This is a genomic window from cf. Phormidesmis sp. LEGE 11477, assembly GCF_015207105.1.
Classification (GTDB): Bacteria; Cyanobacteriota; Cyanobacteriia; order Phormidesmidales; family Phormidesmidaceae; genus Phormidesmis.
In genome coordinates, this window is record NZ_JADEXO010000117.1 from 1 (window position 1) to 18,210 (window position 18,210).

The 18,210-nt window shown below is 54.7% G+C and carries 12 protein-coding genes; all 12 read right to left on the reverse strand.

Features of this window, described 5'->3' with window-relative positions; translation table 11 throughout:
• A partial coding sequence (locus IQ256_RS23620) for a hypothetical protein (protein ID WP_193858151.1) occupies nucleotides 1-214 on the reverse strand: 214 nt, incomplete at its 3' end.
• Complete coding sequence (locus IQ256_RS23625) at nucleotides 211-5,109, reverse strand: hypothetical protein (RefSeq protein ID WP_193858152.1); 4,899 nt, start codon at nucleotides 5,107-5,109, stop codon at nucleotides 211-213. The genes IQ256_RS23620 and IQ256_RS23625, both read right to left, overlap by 4 nt.
• Complete coding sequence (locus IQ256_RS23630) at nucleotides 5,106-7,112, reverse strand: hypothetical protein (protein ID WP_193858153.1); 2,007 nt, start codon at nucleotides 7,110-7,112, stop codon at nucleotides 5,106-5,108. The genes IQ256_RS23625 and IQ256_RS23630 overlap by 4 nt, the downstream gene beginning before the upstream one ends.
• A gap of 63 nt (nucleotides 7,113-7,175) precedes the next feature.
• Nucleotides 7,176-8,150 (reverse strand): hypothetical protein, encoded by a 975-nt coding sequence (locus tag IQ256_RS23635; protein WP_193858154.1) that lies wholly within the window; start codon nucleotides 8,148-8,150, stop codon nucleotides 7,176-7,178.
• Nucleotides 8,147-8,314, reverse strand: coding sequence for a hypothetical protein (locus tag IQ256_RS23640; RefSeq protein WP_193858155.1), 168 nt, complete (start codon nucleotides 8,312-8,314; stop codon nucleotides 8,147-8,149). The genes IQ256_RS23635 and IQ256_RS23640 overlap by 4 nt, the downstream gene beginning before the upstream one ends.
• A gap of 42 nt (nucleotides 8,315-8,356) precedes the next feature.
• Nucleotides 8,357-8,782 (reverse strand): hypothetical protein, encoded by a 426-nt coding sequence (locus IQ256_RS23645; RefSeq protein WP_193858156.1) that lies wholly within the window; start codon nucleotides 8,780-8,782, stop codon nucleotides 8,357-8,359.
• Between the two features lie 80 nt (nucleotides 8,783-8,862).
• Nucleotides 8,863-12,186: a phage tail protein gene (locus IQ256_RS23650; RefSeq protein WP_193858157.1), complete on the reverse strand. Its 3,324-nt coding sequence runs from the start codon at nucleotides 12,184-12,186 to the stop codon at nucleotides 8,863-8,865.
• Complete coding sequence (locus tag IQ256_RS23655) at nucleotides 12,186-14,414, reverse strand: putative baseplate assembly protein (RefSeq protein ID WP_193858158.1); 2,229 nt, start codon at nucleotides 14,412-14,414, stop codon at nucleotides 12,186-12,188. Before IQ256_RS23655 ends, IQ256_RS23650 begins: the two co-directional genes overlap by 1 nt.
• Before the next feature lie 3 nt (nucleotides 14,415-14,417).
• Nucleotides 14,418-14,852, reverse strand: coding sequence for a GPW/gp25 family protein (locus tag IQ256_RS23660; RefSeq protein ID WP_370623532.1), 435 nt, complete (start codon nucleotides 14,850-14,852; stop codon nucleotides 14,418-14,420).
• A 2-nt stretch (nucleotides 14,853-14,854) separates the two neighbouring features.
• Entirely contained in the window at nucleotides 14,855-16,486 is a 1,632-nt protein-coding gene (locus IQ256_RS23665; protein WP_193858159.1) for a hypothetical protein, read from the reverse strand.
• On the reverse strand, nucleotides 16,480-17,166 hold the full coding sequence (locus tag IQ256_RS23670) for a phage baseplate assembly protein V (RefSeq protein WP_193858160.1): 687 nt from the start codon (nucleotides 17,164-17,166) through the stop codon (nucleotides 16,480-16,482). Before IQ256_RS23670 ends, IQ256_RS23665 begins: the two co-directional genes overlap by 7 nt.
• Nucleotides 17,167-18,210: phage late control D family protein (locus IQ256_RS23675; RefSeq protein ID WP_193858161.1), on the reverse strand; the 1,044-nt coding region annotated here is incomplete at its 5' end.

Below are 18,210 nucleotides of genomic sequence, written 5' to 3' on the forward strand. Positions count from 1 at the left end.
GAGCGGCTGAGCTTTTAGCGCTGTGAATGCTGCCAACGTCGAGCTGGCGAATAAACAACAGTTGGCTGCTGGCGGCGGCGGGCAGGCTGACGGTGTGCAGCGCGTCTTCTAGCAGGAGGCGACCTCGACCGATTAGATTGTGGGAAGGCGCGGTGAGCTGGACTTGATGGACGCGGCGGGTTGGGAGGGCGATCACGTATGAGTTTAGCGTCATAGCAGCACCTCTAAATCACTAAAATCAACTGCGGACTGAAAGCGGGCGCGGGTGTTGGCGGCGAGCTGAACGGTCTGGGTATAGGTGGCGGTGATGCGGGCGGCGGCGCGGTTGCTAATCATATCTTCAACGATGCCTGTAGCCACGGCGATGTTGCTCTTGTCGTAGAAGGAGACTTCCATACCGATTGCTACCTGGGCGGGGTTGATGGTGATATTAACGCTGCTGCCTTTGCTGGCGGGTGTCGGCGATTCTACGCGGCCTGCGATGATTTGATCGACGGGGGCGGCGCTGGCTAGCAGAATGCAAATGCGGACGAGATCGTTGACTAGGGCGATCGTATCGGCAAAGTCGTCAGACACCCGTGAATACAGCCAGTCTGCAACTGACTGCATCTCTTTTCGAGCGAGATAGTCGATTTCTCCCCAGCGCGGCAGGTTGCCAAAGTTGCGTAGGCTGACAGGATTGTCGTATTGGCTGAGTCGTTCGGCCCAGGCGAGACGGATGACCGGACGCACCTGGCTAAATTGGCTGTATAAACAGCCCAGCGCCCGAGTGAGATAGGTGAACTCTCTAGAAGCTGAGCGCGACAGCTCACCGCTGTTGTTGTCGATTAGATCGCCAAGGGTGAGGATGAAATACGCCCGCTGGATCAGGGACTGCCAGCTAACGGCGGCAAGTCGGCTGGGTTCGACCTGAGTGCGGTCAACGCGATACTGTTCGACAACTCGCCGCTGAGAAACAACAGTGCGACTGATAGCGCTGGCGTAGCTAGCACTTTGAAGTGAGAATCTGTTTAGGGCTGGCGTGCTCGGTTGGACTGCTTTAGTTTTAGCGGCGATGACGCTCTGGTCGATGGCTTTTAGTAGCGGCTCGGGGCGGTTGAATTGCTTAGTTTTTACTCGAGTTTCGGGGAACCAGTTGATGGGCGATTGACGCAACAGTTCTGAGGCTTCTTTGAGCGCTTCGGGTAGGCGAACCGGATAGCGGAGGCAGGTGGGCCGAGCCGGAAACTGAACGCCTGGGAGCAGGTCACGCATGGGCACGTCGATGTCTGGTCCAAGGCTGCGAGGACGATGATAAAAGACAAAGTCTACCTGGTTTTCTAGGATGGAACGGCGGCGCTGGTTGATGGCGTCGATGCGCTGTTGTTCTTCGGCGAGTAGGGAACGGGTGACGGAGACGTCGTGGCGGGTGACGGCGAGGTCGTCTTCGAGGACGCTGAGACGGCTGTTGGCCTGCTGGCGAAGGGCTTGAAGCTGATTGAGGGTGGTTTCGGCGCGGGCGATCGCATCTCCATAGTCAACCAAACGCCGCTCGGCAAGTCGTAGCGCTGCGACGGTATCGTCTAGTACGCGCACGCTAGAAGAGAAGTATTCGGCCTCGTCGGGAGACTCGGAGAGGTCTTTTGGATTGGCCTCGAATCTGTCGGGCCGCTGTTTAAGCTGACCAAATGTGCCTTGAAACTTGCCGGGAAGCGAGAGATCTTTAAAAATAGCGTTGTTGGCGATGCCGCTGAAAACGGAGACTCTACCGGCGAGAGTATAGTTGCGAGTTTCAGGGGCGGGCGGTTCTTTTAGCCTTTCAGCAATGGTGATACTGGGGTTGACTTTGCCAACGATAGGCGACTGATTGACAACGGCTTTTGAGGTTTTGCCGAAGAAGAGTTTTTGAGTGGAGGTATCGGTTGCTCTGGGCAACTGGTTTGCGTCTCTTAGGCTGACGGTGGCGGCGAGTAGGTCGCTTTTATCGATTGCTCTAACTGCTCTATCTGTCGTAAAGAATTGGGCGTCGGAGGTGATGATATTGTTGATTGGACGCGCTTCTATGAATGAGGTGCTTGTGCCACTACCGATGATGCGGTTGATATTGCTAGATAGATCGAACCGCTGCGGCTGACTACCAGTACTTGCTACGCCTGAGCGAAATAAAGTATCAGTGCTAGCAGCCTGAGATCCCGGTAAGCCAGCGGCAGAGAGAGTAGAACGGGGCGGGCGTGTCGATGATGTCCTAGGCGTGCGGACCCTAGCCTCGATGAAGGAGAGTTCTGACTCTAGTCCTCTAGGAGCCGAAGAAATCTTCACTGGCTCGAAGCTAGTCGGTGGCTGGATAACAAGCTCGTTGGGAGACTTTAAGATAGTATCGGCTTTGATCTTTTCAAAGAAACTGTTGAGTGCTTCCTGACTACCGCTGGCGCTGGCTTGTTTGGCGATCGCACCCAAGGTAGGAGAAACTGACAGGCGGCTAGCTTCTTCTTCGCCTAGAACAAACTGACGCACTCGAAACATATCGGTACGCACCTGCAAAAAGCCAAACTCGACAGTGTCGTTGGCTTCGCTACTGCGCTGTTCTAACTCTCTGATAAAAGGCGCTAGTCCCTGTTCGGTAATGCTTTCTAGCAGCGTATTGTCTTGTGACTGGGTGAATAACTCGGCGATCGCATCTCGAAAGATATTGCGAACGGCAGCAGAAACATCGCCAAGTCCCTCTTGCGTAGAGTTGGAATAGGCAGTCAGGGCATCGCGGTCGGCTGCGGAGAGAACACCGCGAATGGTGAGCGATCGCGCCCTTACATTTCCGGTCACAGGCGATTCTGACGGAATTAAGCTCAAGATTGCGGTTAATCCATCTTTATCGTCATCTGATTTGGGTTCAACAATTCTCACCGCGTCTAAGTCAATTGGCGAAGACGCCCGTAGGTCGGCTTTGAGCACTTCGATTGGCGTAATCACTTTAGTTGTAATCGGATTGTTGTTCTTATCTACTGCCGATTCTTGTTCAATGCCATAGCGCTGTTCAAAGGGCGTCAGTCTTTCTTCAGCCGTTAGCCACAGCCAGGGCTCGCTAGTTTCTCCCGTTGGCAATACGGTCGCACTGTTAGGCAATTCTGTTCCCAACCAGGTGTCTTCACTGCCGTCATTTGCTAGGCGCGCCGTGTGTCCCCAGGCGGCTCTGCCGTTGAACAAACTAAACGTCATGCCAGTCAGAACATTACCTGGGTTTAGGCCGACTGCGTCCATCGGCACTTCTAGCCGAATCCATTCGTCCGCCACTGGCAGATTGCCCACGCGATACAGGCTGGCCGTACCGGGAATGCCTCTTTCGATCCGGCTAGAAACAGGTCCCCAATAGGCCCGGTGTTCGCTGTTTTTGCCTAGCCGAAAGGTCAGCATTAGCTGCGCGGGCGGATTGTCTACATCGAGATAGACATAGGTGAGTAGGCGATCGCCCGCCTGAAGTGTCAGCGTATCGCCTGTGCTTGAAACGTTAAAGCCGTGCTCGTGTATTCCTCGTGAGAGGCTGCTTTGGTGGGCGCTTTGACTGTCAAAGGGAGAATCTGGTATGTCCTTTTCATTGAATTCTAGCTGGTCTGGGTCGGGGCTGGGGTAGAGGCTGAGTTTGCCCGTGATAGATTGGTTGAGTAAGGAGGCGCGATCACGTACTAGCTGACGCCGATGCAGCACAGCCGCCCGATCGTTGATGAAGCGAGAAAGCGTTGTGTTGAACTCCGGGTCAATCTCTTCTACTTTCAATAGATCAGGATCGTAATACTCTTCTTCTACGGGGACAAGCAGCTTCACCTGGTTAGAAGCGTCGTTGCTGACGGTGTCGTAGGGCTGAAGGGAAGCACTTTCTTTAAAGATTAGATCTAGCTGATCTTTGGGAATGGGCGCGGCTTCGATGCGGTAGCCGGTGGGAAAAAAGTGCTGAATGCGATCGCCGTTCGTTCCGCCTGGTGGCAGCGCTAAATTTTCGATCACATCGGGCGGTAGTCCACCCGCAGGCGGTAGCCAGGTGAAGTAATTGGCCAGATCTTCTACCGGAATGCGATCGCGATCTAGCTCAAATAGCTGCTCGGCAAACTGTTCTATTCTGGCCTGCCACAAAAAGGGATTGCCAGAGTTAGGAACAGGCAGCATCCGATGAAGCGATCTGCCGCCCTGCCGAACCACTGCGTGGCGATCGCTGAACAACAGTTTCCAATTCGCGTCAAACCCTAGCAGAGCAATCGGTACGCCAAACGATTCCCAGGGCATCGGCTCAGCTAGCTCACGCCGAAAAATGCTGTAGGCCAGACTGCTGCGCCAGCGATTTACACCTGCCGTGTCGGTTGATTCTGTTGCTAGCGGTGGCAAAGACAGCCACTCTTCTGGCCAGGTATAGAGAGAGAGTCGAACGCCGTTGATTTTTTTCAGGTTGGCAAAGGCTAACCCCTCGATATTGAGCTGACAGGGATCGTCACTGGGTTCGGTGCTAGCGCTGTTAACAACCACAGGCTCTAGCAGCAGAATTCCTACTTTGGGTAGGTCAACGTCTTGGCTCACTAGCGACTGTAAAGATCCGCCTAGCCTGCGAGGTCTGAGCGCGCTTTCAATGGGTTCCTCGGTTGGCTCGCCTTCAGACTCTTCAGATTCAGATTCTTCAGCTTCAGATTCTTCAGCTTCTTCAGGCGGTTGCAGCACTTCAGGCGGCGCATAGACTGACAGATTACCAACCACAACTTCGTGATCTGCGGGTAGCTGAACGTCTTCACCCAAGTGGCTAAGGCCAGACCCGTCGGAAATCAACAGTCGCTGGTTTAGCGGATTATCAAAACCCTCATCCACAAAAGAAGCGACTAGACCGTCAATCACACCGGGTGAAAGCTGTTGACCTAGCCGCGCTAGATGGCGGTCAATGTGATTTTGAGCCAGCGCTAGATTTTGATGGCTGAGCCTGCGCCCTTCGAATAGGTTGAGCCGTCTTCGCCCTAGCTCCTGCGGGTTGTCGGGCGGTGGACTCATTTCAACAATGCGTTCGCCAAAGAGTACATCATCTATCCGTTTTATTGGACTGAGCTTTGTTGAACTGGTCTTCCTTGAACTAGCCGATTTACCACCCGTTGAATTGCTCATCGGACCACCTCCAAGCGATTGCGAATTAAAGAACTCACCTCTGCCGTATTGCCACGCTGCGCTAGGGTCGTTAGCTCTCGGCCAAAGGTGTTGAGTTCGCTGGGTGAAAGCGTACGTGCGACCCGGTCTAAGGCAATCACATCGCCAGAATCGGCTAGGGCGCTGACGATGGCTTCGTTCTCTTTGATGGCAGGTGCAACAGATTCTAGGCGGCTGATGCCCTCACCGAGTCTGGGATCGCCGAAGCGTTCGGCCACACGCGCCACACGGGCTCTATTAATTGGATTGGTGATTGGATTGGTGATTGGATTAGCTTCCGTGGAAGGTTCGTCAGTTTCTGTTGGCTCGGCTGGGGAGATATTTCCCAAGTCTCTAATCGCGCTACGAAGTAAGAGATTAGATCGATTGATTTGAGGAGAGCCCAGAAGCGAGACAACTTCTGCTCTAGCAATAACACCTGCGTTGTTCTGAAGATCGGCGAATCGACTCGTGAGATCAAGTTCAGCAATGCGTTCATTGACCTGACGCTCGACGGTGGTATCGTCTCCGGTCAGCGGAACGGCTGTACCGACAATCTCTGACTGATAGGGAATGTTTCGCTGACGAACATACCAAAGTTCACTCGCACCTGTCAGAGCCTGCTGCCAAAGATCGTCGACAGACTGCTCGTCTGTAGGATTAGTTGGTGGCTGTAGGCGAAGAAGTTTTGGACGCTTGAGGTCGTAGAGCTTTTGGAGGGGATTACGTTTGGCGATCGCACCTGGCACGCTCAGAATCAGCGGTTTGCGAAAGAAGGCTGTATTTTGAAAGCGAATCGAGGAGATTGTTGGAATTGGCTGAGGCGCAGCCGCAGTCGCTGATGCCGCTGCTAGCTTTCGCTTGAGTTCCGTCAGCGCCTGTCTTATCATCGGAATCACTAGTAGAAGAGAAAGACTTTCTAGCTCGGCGGCACTCGCTCTGAGATTGATGGGCGGTAGGACGAGCGAATCTTCTATCAGCGCGGCCACTTCGTCAGTAGGAACAGCGGTGAGCTGCACCGAAATCTCCGGCGGAAAGTAAGTCTGGCTAAAGTCTTCTGTGCTAACGGCTGATCTGGGCAATCGGCCAGCGGCAGGCAAACTATCAAACTTGCTAGACGCGGAAAATCTGCCCTTATCAGGTGAAGTTTCTTCACTAAGCTGCTGATTGTATTGCTGTAAGTGAGCAAAGCGTAGCGCCCGAGGCACCGTCTGCAGTCCGAGCGGACCGCTGGCCACGTTTCTTAGCTCTCGGCGAACGAGAAAGTTGTCGACCCACTGGATTCTGTTGTTCTCTAGCGCAATCATCGCTAGCGGCAGCATGTTGGCAGGCTCTGGAGGAATTGTTTTACCCGAGAAGATGTCACCAGCGATACGCGATCGCATTCTGTCCTCTCCTACATCGCTGTAGCGAGCTAGCGTCACCGCTGTCGCCTCCACAATTTCACCTTTCTGGGTGCCGATTGTTCCAGTCGCTAGCCCGCCGCTACTAGTTGGAAAGCTCGGTACATTTCCTGTCTTGTATTCCACCAGCCTTAGCCCCAGGATAAAGACGCCTGTTTGCGATCGCGCTGACTCTCTCGCATTCTCCGCATCCGGTGTCTTCTGGGCCACTCCCATTGCCGCATCGTACATGGCAATTCGAGCCGTATCCGACAGATTGATGGGCAAGTCATTTTCGAGCACTACCGACTCGCCGCTAGGCGTGACGCCACTGCCCTTAGCAATCACCACTCGAAACCTAGATGTCCTCTCTTCTGTCACTTCTAATCCACGCACGACCCCAAAGCCATTCGCTCTGTTCAAGGTAGCCTGTCGCTTGAGAAAGTAGGTTTGTTCTGAAATGAGATCTTCAGCCTTTAGGAAACGCCCGTCGAAATAGAGCGGTCTGCTTTGCTCAGAAGTGATCAGCGTACCGTTTTCGGTCAGTATGACGCTTTCGCTTTGTTCGATATCTTCTCTGGCGGGGTTGTATGGGTCAGACATGGCGCGACGGTTTTGGTGTGGTAAGGAGAGCAGCTAGAAAAGACTACAAAAAGGTGAAAAGGACTAGGGAGAGGGACGATTGATTTCTTGCCAGCGGGCGATCGCACCAGATGGATAGACAAAGCTACGACTGTAGTTATCCACCTGCGCGGTTGGCGGACTATCATCTTCTGGCGTGACGATCAGCAGTCGTGCTAAAAACAAATCTGTTGTATCTTGGCCGCTGGCATGTTCAGCTCTAGGGTTAGGCGATTCACTAGTCCAGCCTGCGCTAGTCTCTTCCCAGGTTTCAAAGACAGCGCTCTGTAAGCTTTGCAAATCAGTTGCATCAGCCCAAGGACTACGTGGTAAAACATTGCCCAGATTAGCCGTGTCCTCGGCTCTAGGTCGCAGGCTCAGCTCATAGGCATCTCGCAGCCTAGCTGGAACGTTGGCATCGGTCGCATCAAAAGGCCCAGAGGCAAAAGCAGGCGTACGTCCTCCCGCCTCACAAATGCGAAAGCGGATAAAAATATCTGCAACAATGCCGCGATTGCCGCCGCTGACACTGATAGGCGTTGCCGAATTCCCTCTGCTAATGGTCGTATCGGCTTCACCCGACTGAGGATGAACAAAGGTATCTAACTCTGCTTCTGTTTTGCTATCCCGCAGATCTTCTAGCCAGGGCTGTAGCCGCAGGCAGGCGGCACCAGGCACCTCGATCAGTCGGCCTAATCGATCGACAGCCAAACCGGGCTGTACTAATATTCGAGCTTCGCGGCCATCGGGAAAAACCTGTTCAGAAGTCGGATCGTCTGGATCAATCAGGCCAAATTCACCAGGAGCAACTGCCCCTTGAAAAAGCACTTTGAGTCCAGAAATCGTGCCGCTGCCGTGAAGATAGGCGAGCGATCTGGCCAGACGGCCCCGGTGATAAAGCTGCTCGGCAGCAAAATCAGGCGCATCGAGTAGAACGCCCGCCGCATAGAACACTCTATCGGGCTGGGCGCGACTATCCGAGCCAGGGGGCGCAGCGAGTGGATCAGGGGTAGTAGTCATAAGCGTCTGCTGATTTCAATTGTTCTAACGGCGGGGCGACTCTCGCTGCCAGAGTCGTCTATCACGACCAAGGTCAGCCGATAGCGTCCGGGTGGAATGCCCGGATCGACAACGATCTGAGCCGTTTTTGTTTGAATCGGTTTACCGGGTACGAGCTTTACCATGATGATCTAGGGCGAGTGGTCTAGCTGTTGTCTAGCTGTTGTTTAACCGTTGTTTATCGGTGTTGGAATGTTGGGGTTGTCGATTACTGGGCGATTAATCACCGGGCGATCGCCGGGCCGAAAGATGACGGGTCCCTCTATGCCGGGGCGATTGGGCCGCTCGGGAATGTTCACTAGCTCCCAACGATAGCTCACAATTCGACCGCCCACATCTGAAGATCGCTCTCCTGAGAGGGTGAAGCTATCACGGAAGTTGACGCGCTCTGGGGCATCAAGTACAGCGGTAGGTCGTTCACTATCTCGAATGACGACATTGACCTCATCAGCGGCGGATTCGTTGCCAGCATCGTCCACAACGATTAGCCGGAAGCGAGCCTGACCCACCGGAAGCGGATTTTCAGGATCGACAGTGACTTCAATCTTTGGCTCGCTGGTCTCAATCGGTTGATTAACGCGAAATTCTGCCATGGAAATTCTCCTTTTATCTAAATGAATGTTGGTTATGTAAATAGCATGTCGGTTGACCCACCCCGTCGCTTCGCGACTCCCTAACTACTATCTAGCCAAGTCCAGCGATATCGACTGATGCTGCGCCCCGCAGAGGCTTCAGACTCACTGGCATCGAGTACAAACGAATCACCGACTAGCGGCGAACCGTCAGCTTCGCCCCGTGCGACTGGATATCTTAGATCTGCGTTAAAGTTGCCAGTCAGCCGAGGATCTAGGCTAGCAGTCTGTTGTAAAACATCGTGAATGCCTAAATAGCTACCCGGACCTCCCTGGTCTGACTCCCCGCCGATGGTGACGACTTTCCTCTGCCGCTCCGGTCGCAGATAGGTATCTAGGCCGACCTGGGCAGATAGAGAAACGAGGAAAGGGACTGTTGTTTCAACAACGCGGGTGTAGACGTGAGCGGGCGATTCGAGATCGGCAATGCGGCGAATCAGCCCGAGATCCTGCGGTTCTACATCGCTGTGAACGTAGATGGTGACGCGGTTGGCGAGCTTGTCAAAGAAGGTTGCGATCGCCTCTTCATCCCCCTCTTCTGCTAGCCGCAGGTTTGCGCCGAACAAAGCTAAGAACTCCCTTTGCTGATCGTCACCCAGCACTAGCGTATCGCCTATAAACGAGTTGCCACTGACAGAGATTCCAGCCGTGAGTGGATTGGTAGTATCCGCCAAATTTGCCCCTAATATCGTGGCAAAGGTGCGCCGCAGCCGAAAATCTTCCAATACAACAATTTCACCACTGCTAACGCTGCCGCCCGTGCCAATATCGATCGCCTGCTTTAGCCCATCAAGCGTTCCTCGCCGTCGCTGTAGCTGGGGCGTTGCTTGTAGCAGCTTTCGTCGTCGCTCGACCGGATAGGCCGAATCAAAGCTGACGCCGACCCAGCTACCTAGCCAGTCAAGCGCCTCTGCGGGTACGGTGCGAGCATCGGTGAGTAGATCCGCCTGAGCGATGCGATCTTCTAGCGGAGTGAGTACGCCTTCAAAGTTGTCTAAGAATCGCTCTAGAAAATCGGCAGGGGTGCTGGTACCTTCAGAATCGGCGTCCGATCCAAAAAGAGACTCTTGATAGAGCGTCGGCAAATATTGATTTAGATAGGAGAATCTGGACGCATAGGCTCTGATCGCAGCGATTTCGGGCGTTTTGTGGCCGTCGCCTTTTAGGACGACGCGAATCTGGAGATAGCGACCCTGAAGCGATCGCACCTGCCGTCCACTTCTTTGAATCAGCGCCGTAAACAGTCCCTGCTGATTCTGTTTGATCTCGCAGCCTAGCAAGCCGCTGTGATACGGGACTTCAGATGCTTGCGAAACCCAAGCGCCCAGAGGAATCTGTCGGTCATAGGCCGGATCTCCAGCAGCCTGCACCCCCGGCGCGAACCGCTGACCAAAGCGATGCTCAAACCAGTCCTCTGCTAGTGGCGGTGCTTCTGTATCAGTTGCGGCTAGGAAAACTTGAATGCCCGTTTTAGCAGGAATGACAGCTTCTAGATACAGACGATGCCAGACGGTCTGAACGTTGTGACTATCGATTAGCCGAGTGCTGGCCTGACCGTTTGGAGAAAACGTTCGCAAAGAGAGTGGGTAGAGCGTTTTGACGCTGTCTACCGTTGGGTAATTAGTCGGGTAGGTGGGCGGTTGGGTGATGCCGTTTACGAACGGGCCGCCTGTGTAGTCTTGTAGCGGATAGAAGCTGCCTGCGGGCCGAAGCATGAAGGGAGATGAGTTAGTTGAATCGCTATTTTGTTGGTCAAGCTGGTTGAGAGGCGGCAGCGCGTAGACGACTGATTCTGTGGTTAGACCGGGTAGCAGCAGGGCAACGCGGCGGTGGGGTAGCCACTTGAAGCTGAATGGGTATTGAGCGCCTGCTAGGGCGATAGGAGAATGCCAGGTGTTGCTCTGGAAGTTGTTCTGAGAATTGTTCCATAGTCGAAGATTGGCAGCAGCGTTGGTGACCCAGCTCAGCAGGGCGAGTTCTCCTTTTTCGTTGGAGGCGATCGCAACCATTTCCTCGTTTTCAAACGATCCGGCCCATAGCTGGCGCGATCGCGGTGGATTGGGATTCTCTTCACAGGGGCGAAAGGTCGTCGGCGTATAGGCTTGCTGTGCGTACCGAGGCAGCGGCTCGCCTTGAACGCGCACTAGCTGACGCTCAGGATTTTCCTCATTGGGGCGGCTGAGGGCATAGACGCCGCCGTCTATGTGGGGGGCTAATCGCCAGGGAATGAAGTTTGTAGGCAGCGGTACGGAAAAAGGATTCCAGCGATCGCGTAAATCAACCATTACTAACCGATCGGGCGAGTCGCCTGCATGCAGCACCACGTACAAAATGCCGTCATAGCCCATCGTTAAATCTGTCGGCGTATACCCAGTTGGCGGCAGATAAATTCCGATTTCGCCAGTCGATTCTGACTCTTCTGACTGTTCTAATGCCTGTTCTAGGGCGTCTTCAGTTTCCTCTCGAACTATCGCACCCGTAGCCACCACCCTTCTAGAAATGACATCCCAACGGGCGCGAGTGCCAAAGCTGTCTTGGACAACGGGCACCTGTTCCAACAGAGCGCGGGCAGCAGAAATAGCAGTCGCCTGCAAGTCAATAAATAGCTCGAAACTGTCTTCCGCGACAGGCTGCAAGTCTCCAGAGGCAATCTCTCTGCTGCCACCGGGAAACGTTACAAAGGCGCTCATGCCGCTCTGAAAGCCCTGACCCAAGAAGCGTAATCTTTGAAACCCGCTAGAATTTGGCGCAGTGTCTCCTTCTAATGTCGTAATCTCTAGTGAATCAGCGGATTCTACCGCATTCAGCACCGTGAAGTGATAGGGCGGGCTTTGCCGTCCGTCTGCTAAGGTGAGGCGCAGCGACCAGGCACCCGGCTGATTGAGCAAGGCGCGAAGCGTTAAAGTTGAATTTGTTGTTTCTACTTCTGTTTCTTCTGTGGAAAGCACAGCGCTGCGAGTGGTGTAGCGACCATCGGGCAACCCCAACGTCACCGTCGCCCGCTGCTGATCGCCCAGGTTGGCGACTTGCAAGCTTAGATCTGTTACTTCATCACTGGCCCGTAGAGCCTGCGGACTAACTGCGGCGATTAACAGATCGCTATCTTCTTCTGTCTCGCTTACAGCCTGAGCAGTAAAGGTAAAGGGCTGACTCCGCAGACGCTCAGATTCTTCCTCACCGGGCAATATCACTTCTATATTCCAGCGATTCGGCCAGAGCGGACGCAGGCGCTGACTGGCTAACCGCAGGCGACGGCGATCGCGATCATATTCCACGCCAGACGGACTGCCATCTTCTCTATTAGCGAGCGTCCACTGCTCCGGCTCAGAAATCATCCAAAATCGTTGGCCATTTGCATCTGCCATCAGCACACCTCCACTACAACCGGAACGCCCACGCCCAGGTCATCGTCGTCGATCGGCGGCAGGCTAGCCAGCGTTTCTGGCGTTTTGCCTTGAGCCACTACAACAGACAGCAGCTCAGGCAGCTCCCACCGCTCTAGCTTGATCTCTCCTGTTTCTGACAGGCTCCAGCGATCGCCTACTTGAACAAAGAGATTGACTTTATCCACGCTGCGAACGCCATCCGTGCGAGCCACAATCGTTTCGAGTTCGCGATCGCTGACTGACTTGCCCAATGGCCACCCCGTTCCTGATAAGCCACCGGGAATCAGCGGCCACAAAAACTCGAACAAAGCCGTGCGAATTTCTAGCAGCACGCGGCTGTAGTCAAACCCGTCTAGCAGATCGACGCCCACGCTCAGGCCAATTGGTCGATACTGAGCGCCGATTACGTATAGCTCGGTGCCTAGCGGCCTGCGGCTGTCGAGATAGGCATGAACAGTTTCTAGAAAGGGGCGATCGGGCCGAGGATTTGGCGGCGCAGCATTTCCCTGAAACGGCAGCACCATCACAGAAACGACGCCCGGCACGCCTTCACGAGTCAAAGCGCTAGTAGTGGAAACATGGTGTGGATGAAAGCGCGGTAGCACTTCCACTCGGCCCACACGAACGCCGGGCGTGTCCGCTGCTAGCTGGCGATAGTCGCTTTGGGTGATGGCGCGATCGCGATGACGCAGCATCGCCGGAATTCGCTGTTCGGCGCTGGCCAAATCTTCTGCATCGTCACCGCCCTGAGTGGGCAAAGGCTGCTGTACTTTCAGCTTGCCGACCGGATTGCCGCGCAGGTCTTGAGCAGAAATTTCACTCAAGGAACCGGCTGGCAAATTCCCGGCTGTTCCACCGCCCGCCCGCATTGCTGCAACTCTGATCCGGCGACCGACTGGCAGCAGTGCGCCGCGTAAACCATCGCCAAATACAACAGATCCTGCCTCTGAATCGAGCTGATAAACGCTATCGTCTCGGTCTGCCAGCGCCAAATCTTCAATTGCTCGCCAGGGGCGATAGCCTAGCCCTGGCTCATCGATTTCAATGACCAGACTGTCAGGATCAACAGATCTATTAGGGAGGGCGAAAGCTGGATTTGCCGTGCCGTCTGAGGTGCCCAGGACGCGATCGCGCAACGTCTGCCGCTGGTCAATTTCCACCGCATTGATTCCTACCCAGCTCAGCTCAAAGTGGGACAGTCGCGCCGTGGGGCGCAGCCGAATCCAGGTGACTAAGCGAGCGGCGATTTCAGGATTGTCTAGGCGTGGAGGGCGATCGCCCGTGCCTGCCGCAGACGCAATCTGCACATCGTTTGACAGTGCGCCGATGAAGGCGGGCGCAGGTAGGGCAAAGCGGAATACGCCCGGACGAGTCAACCCGTTTGTTGTATCGGCAAGCTCGCGCAAGGGGAGATATTCGGGCCGATTGTCAATCTCTCGTCCGGTGCTAATTTCCCAGGTGAACGGCAGTCTGGCTCTCGGCCCAATCTCTACAGCATCTGGACCAAAGAACTGATCGGGCAAATCGATTAGCGGCACCGCGCCGATGTTGATCAGCGGTGACTGCCCATCTTCATTCGTACGGCCCAACGTTTCTCTAACATCATCGACTAGCTCTGGCTGCGGTGCGAGCAGCGCAATCCACAGGCACCGGTCAATTGCCTGCGTTGATAGATCAAAGCTTTCGGCCTGCCCATCGGCAAACAGCGCGGTCGTCACATAGGGAGTAGCTTGGCTCTGGCCCCCGAGCCGATAGACCTCTTTTAGCGCGGCTTGAATATCGATAAATTCTTCTGCTTCTGCTTCGGTCAGTCGCCGCTTATAGAAAGTCTCGGCAGCGACAGGCAGCACCATAATTTCACTTTTGGTCTCAAAGGGAACTGGTCCTTTGATCGTGGCATAGGGCAAAAGTGAAACAGACTGACTAAGTGCGTCATCACGGTGGATAGAGACAATTCCCGTGGCTGGAATGGCGGGCCTCATGCCAATACCGAGCAGTCGCAAGAAGGCCAGCCGCTGCCGTTCGGGAATCAGATTCGCCCGGTATAGCAGCGTATCGACTAGCCACGCAAACAGCTCAATCATCGTCCGCCCCGGATCGCCCTGTCTTGGCGACCACTCTGGCGTATGCGCGCTGACCCGGTCTAACAGCTCGTCGACTAGGGCAGCAAAATCTCTATCGTCTAGAGCGGGCGGACGAATTGGCATAGATTAACCCTCCATCTCCATCGTCAGTCCCAACTGTTGTATCTGTCCGCTGCGCTTGATTTGATACACAATCTCTATGCGTAGGTGGGTCGGCTGATTTGGCACTTCTTCTATATCTACTCTATGCAATAGAATTCTCTTTTCCCATAAATTGAGAGACTCTGTAATCGCGCCCTGAATTCGGCGGCGAGTGGTCAGATTGTTTGGCTGCTGCAAGAAGTTTTCTAAGCCCGCGCCAAACCCAGGCCGCATTAGCTGCTCGCCGGGGCGAGTGCGTAGGATGATTTCAATCGACTGGCGGACGCTATCGCTCAGGCTGGGATAGTGCATCTGGCCCTGTTCATCAGGCAAGGGGAGCAGGGGCCAGCCAGTGGGGCTGATCAAAGCTGGATTGGCCAGAGCGAGATTGTTGAGACTGGTGGAATTGCGATCGCGCACGGCTAGTTACCTCCTTGAGAACGCTGCGGAATCGGCACGCAGATCTTGATGAAAGGCAGCCACCAAAAAATGAAGTTGAGCAGTTGCAAGAAAATATTCAGCACAATGAACGCGCAGATGGTGATGATTGGAATGTTGAAGCCGCAGATCCAGCCAATGCCGAGTCTGTCTTTAGAAGGCTTTTTACCGTCTAGCAAATCTTGTAATGTCATTCCCTCAATCTCATCAAACAGGCCCGGTGGAATCGAAAAAGCGACGTTGGGCTTGAGCTTTTCTAACAAACTGCGGTCTTTGCCTAAGATATCGGGCAGCGCGACTTGAACGGGCTGAGCTGGGCTGTTGTCATACCAGGGGCGAATGGTAAATGTCTCACTGTTTGGGCTCCAGCAGATCTGCGGCGCACAGCCATCGTCCGATTTCACTCTGATGAAGGCGCGTAGCGTATAGCGCCGTTCTAGCTCGTCAAACCGCCGAAGCTGGGTGCTGATCTGACCTAATCTGTTGTCTAAAATGGCCTTAACCGCCTGTGCAATGTTGTTCTCCATCCCGCTATCGATCACGCCCCAGGCAGTCGGCAGCCGATCGCCCAAGAGTCCCTCTGTAGTAATAGAGGCTTCAGCGGCTTCCTCTAGCGCATCGCCTGCTGGAAGAGATTCAGATCCGTAAAACAGTCTGAAATCGTTAAGGCTATCAATTAGGTTGCTACTGAAAGTTGTTTCTTTTAGCAAGTCTAATTCTTCTACTAGCTGACGCACGAGTTCTCTATATTCACTGAGAGAAAGCTTGGTTGTACGGACGCTTTTATCTGAGAGCCTGACCTCCTGTCTGGGCGTTTCTTGAAGGGCATTAGGTAGTCGGTCTTTGACTTCAGAGAGCGTAAAGGCGTCGTCTAGATTGCTAGATTCGCTAATTTCTGGACTGGTCAGCGGCACTAGCGCATATAGAACAGTTTTACCCAGGGCTTCGCATACCTCTGGCGGTGCTACAAAAAGAGGACTGATCTGTTCTGCGTAGCCTGCCTCGACCGTTTGCATGATAGAGAGCTTGCGATCGAGATCGGGGCGTCCGAGTTTGAGTCTTGTTTGGCCTGCACTCGACGAGACAGCAGCCGATAAAGCCAGAGGCTGCGCTAAACGGCGCTGAATATCTGGATCTTGTTCTAGGGCGGCATTTGCAATTGGCACCCAGCCGCAAAGCTTCGCGGCGCTAGAGCCTTCGCCAATACTGCGGCTGTCTAGGGTGCGCCAGCCTTCTTGAACAGTGAGCGTTTGGCCGCTTCTATCCTGCGCGTAGCGACGCAGCACCAGGCCCGCGCTGTTTATCTTTAGCGGATCGAGGCGAGGGCGAAAGGTGTCGATGACAGTGCCTTCGGTCGCATCGTAGGGATCGCAAAACGCTTCTAATAGAACAATGTGGAACACCCGATGCACTGGCTGATAAAACTTCCACGGATCGTCTTTGGTGAAGTGGGTCACCAACGTTTGTTCAATCGCTTTTAGCTCGGGATCTTGCAGGTCGCCGAGCACGCCGGAGATAGGGTCGGCGTCCATTCTGCTCAGCAGCGTGGGCGTCGTTCCGCTGAGTTCGATTTGGGGCGATCGCAGTCCTCTGAGCTTCACATGATGCGTCACCATACGTTCCCAGCCCCCGGCGTGTAGGTAGAGGCGATCACCGTCGTCGCCTGCAACACATCACATTTCACAATCCCAGAAAAATTAGATAGCGCCGCGCTGACATTGACCTGTCCGGCACTCACCTCTACTTGGCTAGCACTAACAGACACCTTGCTTGGCGTCTGCACAGACACCCCGCCGCTGTCTACGGTGATGGTTGTTCCTGCCGACTTAAACTCAATCGTGCCGCCGCCCACGTCCTTGAATTCACCGCTAACGCCGCCCGGTGTAGTAAAAGAAACCGTTGGCTGATCTTCTTCAACAATGGCAATGCGAGTACCCGCCGCGCCGACCAGAGTCCATTTATCGACGCGATCGCCGATCGTCTCCGGCGGCCCTGCCGACCCGTGCCACAGACCCCCGACCACAATCGGAAAGCGAGCATCCCCTTGTAAAAAGTTAATCAGCACCTCATCCCCGACGCTCGGCAACAGAAACGCGCCCATGTTATTCCCGGCAAACGGCACCGCCACCCGCGCCCACACCGGGCCGCTTTGATCGACCACACCATCGGCATGTAGAGACACCACCTGCACCCGGCCCAGGTTTTCAGGATCTTGAACAGAAACAACTTCGGCTAAATAACACCCTTCGGCTCTACCGGGCGATCGCACCTCATACAGTCCACTCGCTGCTGTCATCTATCTACCGCCTCCGCCGCTGTTAAAGAAGGCGCACTCTGCCTCGAAATCTGTTTCATAGCCTCTATCCACATCAAATCGATGGCAGGTACGCACCACATAGTAGGTATTGTCAAAGCGATCGCCTAAGCCTGTGAGCTTGGTATAGGTGCCCAGCCGAATCGCCGGATTGCCTTCAGCCGTCGCATTCACGCTCACAAATCGCCGCGCCCGATCGTCAAACGCTGCCGCTGCCAGAGCTGCCGCCTCCGAATCTGTCGGCGCTGCTAAGTGGCTGATGTGATGCTGACGTTCTCCTATCGTCTGTCGCAAGATTTCGGCCCCGGTTTGGCCACTACCTGGCCCCAAAGCATCGCCACGACTGCTGCTGCGAGTTCGCTGACCCTGCAACGAATTCCACCCGGTAATCGTCACCTCATTCACCTGATGAGCCAAGTCCGCCATCAGTCTGGCACTGCGAAGCTGGCTGTGTAGAATGAGTTCTACTTCACCTCGCCGCACGTCACCTCTTGGAGAAACGTGCAGCTCACTGCCCACCACCTGAACATCCGCATCAAAGCGAGTCAGCAGCCGTCGCAAGAAGCACAGGTCACTCTCATTCATCTGCACCCACGTTCCCCGCGTGTCGCTCAGCGCCGTGATCACGGGTGCTAGACTCAGCCGCTGGGCAATCTGCGTTGCGATATCGGCCACAGAACTTTCGGCATAAACTTGCGTGCGCCGATCCATCCGGGCTCTTTGCGCGGCGTCTTCTGCCAGGACCACTAGCTCGGGCGGTGACTTTTCACCAAAGTCAGCTTCTAGTCCGGTGATATAGCCTTGAAACAGCTCCTGCGGCTGGGTCTCGTCGCCGCCATAGACCTTCACCGCCGCGCCCAGCTTGAGAATTTGATTATCTTCAAAGGCAAAGCCAGCGCCCATCGGTTCACTGGCCACATTGCTAAAGCGCAGCTCTAGACAAGAGAGTCCGCCCACCTGCTCGGTCATTTCCATCGCCAGCAGCAGTTCGCTGACTTTGGCGAACCGCTGGCCGTCAATCTGCAC

Coding starts and splice junctions, on each gene's coding strand:
- IQ256_RS23625 (WP_193858152.1), bottom strand. CDS start 5,109: ATGAGCAATTCAACGGGTGGTAAATCGGCTAGTTCAAGGAAGACCAGT.
- IQ256_RS23630 (WP_193858153.1), bottom strand. CDS start 7,112: ATGTCTGACCCATACAACCCCGCCAGAGAAGATATCGAACAAAGCGAA.
- IQ256_RS23635 (WP_193858154.1), bottom strand. CDS start 8,150: ATGACTACTACCCCTGATCCACTCGCTGCGCCCCCTGGCTCGGATAGT.
- IQ256_RS23640 (WP_193858155.1), bottom strand. CDS start 8,314: ATGGTAAAGCTCGTACCCGGTAAACCGATTCAAACAAAAACGGCTCAG.
- IQ256_RS23645 (WP_193858156.1), bottom strand. CDS start 8,782: ATGGCAGAATTTCGCGTTAATCAACCGATTGAGACCAGCGAGCCAAAG.
- IQ256_RS23650 (WP_193858157.1), bottom strand. CDS start 12,186: ATGGCAGATGCAAATGGCCAACGATTTTGGATGATTTCTGAGCCGGAG.
- IQ256_RS23655 (WP_193858158.1), bottom strand. CDS start 14,414: ATGCCAATTCGTCCGCCCGCTCTAGACGATAGAGATTTTGCTGCCCTA.
- IQ256_RS23665 (WP_193858159.1), bottom strand. CDS start 16,486: ATGGTGACGCATCATGTGAAGCTCAGAGGACTGCGATCGCCCCAAATC.
- IQ256_RS23670 (WP_193858160.1), bottom strand. CDS start 17,166: ATGACAGCAGCGAGTGGACTGTATGAGGTGCGATCGCCCGGTAGAGCC.